General features: G+C 44.1%; 6 protein-coding genes. 5 read left to right on the top strand and 1 reads right to left on the bottom strand.

Features of this window, described 5'->3' with window-relative positions; all coding sequences use genetic code 11:
- Positions 1 to 132 precede the first annotated feature (132 nt).
- Complete coding sequence (locus WS42_RS13875) at positions 133 to 804, bottom strand: hypothetical protein (RefSeq protein ID WP_046451282.1); 672 nt, start codon at positions 802 to 804, stop codon at positions 133 to 135.
- 80 nt (positions 805 to 884) lie between these two features.
- On the opposite strand from WS42_RS13875, the gene WS42_RS13870 reads away from it, so the two are divergent.
- From WS42_RS13870 to WS42_RS13850, 5 genes are all read left to right on the top strand, one after another.
- Complete coding sequence (locus WS42_RS13870; RefSeq protein WP_087384333.1) at positions 885 to 1166, top strand: LytR/AlgR family response regulator transcription factor; 282 nt, start codon at positions 885 to 887, stop codon at positions 1164 to 1166.
- A 105-nt stretch (positions 1167 to 1271) separates the two neighbouring features.
- On the top strand, positions 1272 to 2888 hold the full coding sequence (locus tag WS42_RS13865; protein WP_013611221.1) for an ABC-F family ATP-binding cassette domain-containing protein: 1617 nt from the start codon (positions 1272 to 1274) through the stop codon (positions 2886 to 2888).
- Positions 2889 to 3139: 251 nt separating this feature from the next.
- On the top strand, positions 3140 to 4657 hold the full coding sequence (locus WS42_RS13860; RefSeq protein WP_046451281.1) for a hypothetical protein: 1518 nt from the start codon (positions 3140 to 3142) through the stop codon (positions 4655 to 4657).
- Between the two features lie 13 nt (positions 4658 to 4670).
- Complete coding sequence (locus WS42_RS13855; RefSeq protein ID WP_046451280.1) at positions 4671 to 5333, top strand: peptide deformylase; 663 nt, start codon at positions 4671 to 4673, stop codon at positions 5331 to 5333.
- Positions 5334 to 5403: 70 nt separating this feature from the next.
- Positions 5404 to 7191, top strand: a complete 1788-nt coding sequence (locus tag WS42_RS13850) for an aconitase family protein (protein ID WP_046451279.1) — start codon at positions 5404 to 5406, stop codon at positions 7189 to 7191.
- Positions 7192 to 7216: the final 25 nt, after the last annotated feature.

Genomic DNA, 7216 nt, shown 5'->3' with positions numbered 1-7216 from the left:
TAAAACTCACAAATTGGGCAGTTAAAGAGTTCTGCTGTCTGATACAAGAGGATAAATTGAATTGATAGAACTCACCATAAGTCGAAGATGAAATAAAAAACGATTTCCCGGCCCGAACGACCGGGAATTTTTTTAGTGAATAAAAGCCGGGTGAATATTTTGACCCGGTAATTTCAAGGTGTCGAAGACCAGCGTAGATTCGGCAGAATCGGTTTTTAGCAGGTTGTATACTTCTTTGGCGCGTTTGATTTCTTTCGTCAGGTCGTTTTCGTTCAGTGCGTGCGCTGCGTCGCGTTGCAGTTGGTATTTATAGGCTTCCATGAATGTGTTGAAGGAAATTTTGTCTACATCGACACTGGATTTAACGGCGGTAAATGCCAATACGGATTCTATTTTTTGAGTGATACCTACTACAGTAACCTTGCGGATCCAGGATTTGACATCTATACGTACCAGTGCCAGACCATCGACCATGATGAAGTAGTCCGAATGTTCGGCTTGTACTCCTTCACCCGATCCCATCAGCATATTGATACCGGCTCCGATCAGTGCTCCGACTCCGGAGATTACGTTTTCACTACCTCCGGTGACGAAGCTTTTTATTGCATTAGTCGCTTCTCCGACGATTTTGGTGGAATCGTCTTTACAATAGGCCCTCATTTCCGAGGTGTCGGCAATGATATGGGTAATCGGAATGGTAGGGTTTTCGATAGTCCCGGCTGTGCGGATATTGTCTGCAATCTGCGTCTTGAAGTGATCACATTTGCTGGTTGCCAGTTCGAAAAGCAGGTTCAGGTTCAGCATGATTTCTTCTTTCTTTTCAGGTGCCGGATCGGCTTTTTTAATGGAATTTCTTAAAAAAAGAAGGGGCTTATTTCCGGCGTATCGATTTTAAATTCATCCGTTGGATCAAGGCGGAGGGAAGCTATTGCAAGCTGTTTATGGATAATGCCCGGGAATTGTTGTTGTCGTTCAATCTCACGGAGATTACTTCCTATTTACCGGTTCAGGATTTTGTTCGGGTACATCGTTCTTATATCGTCAATATAAATAGCGTGGATTCGTTTATCGGTAATATGTTGTTTATCGGCAATTGCCGGATACCGATCAGTAAATCCCATAAAAATGAAGTGTTGGAGCGTTTGAATTTAATCGGGGAGGTCTGATTAAACTCTGGTTCCGTTTGTAAACAAAGAAATAAAAATCTATCTTTGCGGACGTTTTGTGGGGATGGGGAAAACATTGATTATCAGTAAAAATAAGATATAAACATGATTACAGTTTCAGATTTAGAGATTCAGTTTGGAAAGCGGACGTTGTTTCAGGACGTTAATTTGAAGTTTACGCCGGGAAATTGTTACGGTGTGATCGGGGCGAACGGAGCCGGGAAATCGACTTTTTTGAGAATTTTGAGCGGAGATTTAGAGCCCACCCGGGGGACTGTGATGTTCGGACCGGGAGAGCGTTTGTCTGTCTTGAAACAGGATCACTTTGCTTACGATGAGTGTACGGTATTGGACACCGTGTTACAGGGACATATGAAGCTGTGGGAGGTGATGCAGGAAAAAAATGCGATCTATCTGAAGGAAGATTTTTCGGATGAAGACGGTATCCGGGCTGCTGAGTTGGAAGAACAATTTGCAGGAATGGACGGTTGGAATGCCGAGAGCGATGCAGCCAATCTGTTAAGTGGATTGGGAATATCCGAAGATTTGCATTATTCTTTAATGAAGGATTTAAGTGGTAAGCAAAAAGTGAGGGTATTGCTGGCACAAGCCTTGTTCGGAAAACCGGATAACCTGCTTTTGGACGAACCGACCAATGATCTGGACCTCGAGACTGTCATGTGGCTGGAAAATTATCTGGCGAATTATGAAAATACGGTGTTGGTGGTTTCACACGACCGTCACTTTTTGGATTCTGTATGTACCCATTCGGTAGATATCGATTACGGTAAGATTACTCTTTTTGCCGGGAACTATAGTTTCTGGTATGAGTCCAGTCAGTTGGCTTTACGTCAGGCTCAGGCTAAGAATAAAAAGGCTGAAGAAAAGCGGAAAGAATTGCAGGAATTTATTTCCCGGTTTAGTGCGAACGTGGCCAAGTCCAAACAAACTACGAGTCGTAAAAAGATGCTGGAAAAGCTCAATATCGAAGAGATTATGCCTTCTACACGGAAATATCCCGGTATTATTTTTACTCCGGAACGGGAAGTGGGCAACAAGATTCTGGAAGTCCGGAATCTGAGCAAGAGTATAGATGGAAAATGCCTGTTCAAAGAGGTTGAGTTTGCGGTAGAGAAAGACGATAAGATCGTCTTCCTGTCCCGGGATCCGCGTGCCATGACCGCTTTGTTGGAAATTATTGCCGGTAATGAAAAACCGGATAGCGGTGACTATACGTGGGGTGTGACTATAACGACCGCTTATCTGCCTTTGGATAATTCGGCATTTTTCGATACCGAAATGCGTCTGATCGATTGGTTAGGGCAATATTCTGCCGATACGAGCGAGACTTTCCTGCGTGGTTTCCTGGGGAAGATGCTGTTTTCCGGGGAAGACATATACAAGAATGTGAAAGTGTTGTCGGGAGGAGAGAAAATGCGTTGTATGATCGCCCGGATGATGTTGAATAATGCGAATGTACTGCTGCTCGATTCTCCGGCTAATCATCTCGATTTGGAATCGATACAGGCTTTTAACAATACTTTGGTATCCTTCAAGGGAGTGGTTTTGATGAATTCGCATGACCATGAGTTTATCCAAACGGTTTGTAACCGGGTGATCGAACTGACTCCGAATGGGATTATCGACAAACGAATGGATTTTGACGATTATATCGTCAACGAAAATATCAAAGAACAATTGGATAAGATGTATCGGGAGTAACGTTTTTAGGTAATCTTATAAAATAAAAGGGTTATGGGAGATCTCCTGTAGCCCTTTTTTATAAGAGTTGGAAGAGTTGTAAAAGTTGTAAGAGTTAAAAGAGTTGTAAGAGTTATAAGGGGGGCAGAGGTTATGGGGAGGAGTATAGTTAAAAAGGGGGAAGTAGGAAATTGGTTTATTTTTTCGTGGATATTCTAATAATGTTGTATATTTGAAAAAATAAAACTATTCGTGCAAATTAAAGTATTAATATGAAAGTGAGAACTTATTTTTTTGGGTGTTTGTTGAGTGTGCTGATGTGGCAGTGTGCTCCGAAAGAGAATGAATATGTAGTTATTGCCGGTAAGGGTGTTGCTGAGGATACGGCTTGGATGAAAGTGGCTGAGGCCTTACAGAATAAGCATCGGGCGGCTTTGTTGTCCTATCGGGAAGATCCGGCGGAATTATTGCCCCAATTACAGCAGATACATCCCAGATATGTGGCTATTGTAGAAAAACCGGAGACTCTGGGGAGGGATTATGTAATGGAAATGCATCGGTTGAGCCGGAAAGTAGATAACGATATCTACGCTGATTTTTTATGGGGAATTATCACCGGATATGATGCTGCCGGGGCGATGAAAATGGTAAATAATTCAACGGAACCTTTGATTATCAAGGATGCTGTCGCTTCGATTTGGGAGTTACATTCGGCCAAATGGTTCGATCGGTATGGTTGGGTGGACGATCATACGCAGGGAATGTGGGGAGAAAAAAAATCTGCACAGGATACGGTAGTGACCTATCAGTTACCTCAGGTACCGACGAAGATGTTAAGTCGTAACCGGAAAGGCGGGTTCGATACGGTAATGATGCCGAGGGTAAATCCGGTGGATGAAATGCAGACTTTCTATAATTTATATGCTACTTATAATCCTGATTTGGTCGTGACAGCTGCACATGCTACCGAGCGAAATCTGGAGATGCCTTTTTCTTTGGGAAATATCAAAGCGAAAGACGGACAGTTGTATATGGATTTTCCGAATGATCCGCAAAATATGAAGGAAAGCGGAAAAAGAAAAGTATATTTTGCCGTTGGGAATTGCCTGATCGGTAATGTCAATAATACCAAAGAGAGTATGGCGATCGCCTGGATGAACAGTGGTAATGCGGCGACGATGATCGGATATGTCGTGACTACCTGGCATGGTCGTAACGGTTGGGGAGGATTGAAGTATTGGCTGACCAATCCGGGACGTTATTCCCTGGCAGAGGCTATATATATGAATCAGCAGGATTTAATGTATCAACTGAATGAATGGGATCCTAAATTAGTTACTTTGGCCTATCCTTATACGGAAGAGGAATTCCAGGAAGCTCCCCGTTTAATTCAGGAGACGATCGGAGTAGAACCTACACATGATCAGATCGGTTTTGTGCATGACCGGGATGTTTTGGCTTATTACGGAGATCCTAAATGGAATGTGCGGTTACAGGAAATAGCCGAAGAGAACGATTATACAGTGAATACTTCTGTACAGGGGAACAAGTGTACTGTGACGATACAAACCAAGGAAAATTTCAGTTTGGAGAGAATGAAAGGAGACCGGTTCAAACAAGAACATGTACTCGATCTGCCATTCAGTTATTTCTTTCCTCAGCGTCTGAATAATCCGCGTCTGTCTGCCGGTCAGGATTGGAAAGCTGCTGTAGATGAGAATTTTCTGTTGATTTACAATGCAGATTTCAAACCGGGTCAAACTTATACGGTAGAATTGGATATAGACTGAAATAATCGCTAACATGCTGAAATATTGGTTAGGAATCGTCGGGTTGTTTGTTTGGGTGGGGTGCAGTACGGGCTTTACCCCTCAGGAGGTGAAGGTGATAAAGGAAGGCGGGGGGATAATGCGGGTATGGAAGACCGATAACCGGGAAGATTCTTTATTTTTACGTCAGCAGGCCATAGAATTGACTCCCGGGGAGATCCGGACGGAACTTTTTCAGGTATTGAAGCAACGGATGCTGGCGACAGTAAACGATTCGGCGGACCCGGGTGTCGGTATTGCTGCTCCCCAGGTGGGAATAAGCCGGCGATTGATCGCTGTACAGCGGTACGATAAACCGGGAGCTCCTTTTGAGTTTTACATCAACCCGGGTATTGTGGCGGCTTCTGAAGAGCAGTCTTTGGGAAAAGAGGGGTGTCTGTCTGTTCCGGATGTCGTTGGCGAGGTATGGCGTTCGAATGAAATCGTGGTTCGTTATATCCCTGAACTGACCTCGGTTAAACGGATGTTGAGTCGTGAAAAAACGGATTCAACCTTTAAATTCGAGGTGAAGGTGGAGTATCGGAATACGTGGGAACCGGTATGCGATACTATCCGGGGATTTACGGCTGTGATCTTTCAGCATGAAATCGATCATTTGAACGGCATCCTTTTTACAGATAAAATGATAAAAGAATAAATTTATCAGGACGATGAATTTTAGTTTATAAAGTTTAATGGCTAGTTTTATAAACTGAATTGAATAAGCTATGAGAACCTTTGTCGAAAAAATACTTAATGCGCCTGCCGGAAGTATAGTTATACGGCGGCCGGATATCGTGATGAGTCATGATAATTCCGCCCGTATCCGGAAAATTTTTGAAGAAATGGGTGGGGAAAAGCTGAAAGATGCCGGAAAGTTGCTGGTTGTACTGGATCGTAAAATGACCGGGACAACCGATGAGTTGATCCGGGATTATAATTCGATCCATCGTTTTATGGACGAACAGAAAGTAGAGCATTTCTTCGATTGTGACAAAGGGATCTGTCATGAAATATTGGCCGGGCAGCTGAAACCGGGAGGATTGATTGTAGGAAACGACAGCCATACCTGTACGGCAGGCGCTTTCAATTGTATGGCTGTGGGGTTGAATAAGACGGAAACGGCGGTACTTTGGAAAGAAGGCGAAATGTGGTTCAGGGTACCTGAAACGATTAAGATTAGTTTGAAAAATCGTTTGCCGGAGGGAGTATATGCCAAGGATTTGGCTTTGTGGATAATGGGGATGCTCCGGGAAGAAAATGTCGCCTATAAATCGTTGGAGTTTCATGGAGAGGGGGTGCCTGCCTTGTCTATCGCCGACCGGATGACCCTGGCTAATGTTACTGCTGAGATGGGGTTGAAGAGCGCAGCTTTCCCGCCTGACGATAAGTTGGCGGATTATTTCGGTGATTATGCCGTACAGGGTGTTTGGGCGGATCGGGATGCTATGTATTACAAGGAATTCGAAGTCGATTTGGCGCAGGTGATTCCGTTGGTGATGGAAGTCGGAGAAATAAACGAGATAAAAGCACCTGGAGAATGGGGTAGGCTGGAAATTCAGCAGGGATTGATCGGTGCTTGTGCCAGTGGGCGGTTGGAAGATTTAAGAGTGGTTGCCCGGATTTTGGATGGAAAAAAGATTGCTTCGGGGTTCCAGCTTTCTATCGTCCCGGCTTCCCGGGAGATTTATTTGCAGGCCATTCAGGAGGGGATTATCGATCGGTTAGTGAAGTCAGGAGCCTCTATATTAGGGTCCAGTTGTGGTCCTTGCTTGGGCAGCAGCCATATGATAATGGCGGATACCCGTCGTTTTATTACTACAGTAAACAGCAATTCGATGCGAAGGCTGTCGGCTATCGGTGTAGAGAAATACGTAGCGTCCCCGGCGACTGTGGCGATGACTGCTTTGACCGGAGTTTTGACAGTAGAAGTTGAACGGACCGATGCAAAATATCCTTATTGGGAAATGCCTAAAGTGTGGGTAACTGTGAATGAGTTCGAGCGTCGTTATCATAACCGGGTTTGGAATTATGGGGATTTGAACAGCATTGCCTGTGAACAGTTGTTCGATGAGGCATGTACTTACCGGATTGCACCGGATAATTTTAAAGCGATACAACCTTATTTGTTGGCAGGTTTGGATGCCTCTTTTGCAAAAAACGTCCAGGTGGGTGACTTGATGCTCGGAGGAGAAAATTTCGGCTGTGGGAAGCTATTACAACATGCGGTTGTCGGTTTAAGGGAGGCCGGTATCAAAGCGATTATCGTGAAATCGGTGGATCGCCGTTTTTTTAGAATGGCTGCCAATAATGGATTATGGATTATTGTTGCACCTGCCTTAGTGGAGAAATACCGGAGCGGTGACCAGATAGAAATAGATGTCGAAGATGAACGGATTTTTCTGAATCGGGAAGAATTTAAATTACCTTTTATCGATGCCGCTTTTACCGAAATGATCCGGAAGGGGCTGTCCAAAAAGTCGGATAGCCCCTTTTGCTATTGTTTATTTCGGTAAAAAGAATTATCTTACCGTTGCAAAA

Source organism: Odoribacter sp. N54.MGS-14, assembly GCF_000980295.1.
In the GTDB taxonomy this organism is placed as follows: domain Bacteria; phylum Bacteroidota; class Bacteroidia; order Bacteroidales; family Marinifilaceae; genus Odoribacter; species Odoribacter splanchnicus.
Note: the sequence above shows the minus strand (reverse complement) of the source record. Positions and strands in the feature narration are given on the sequence as shown.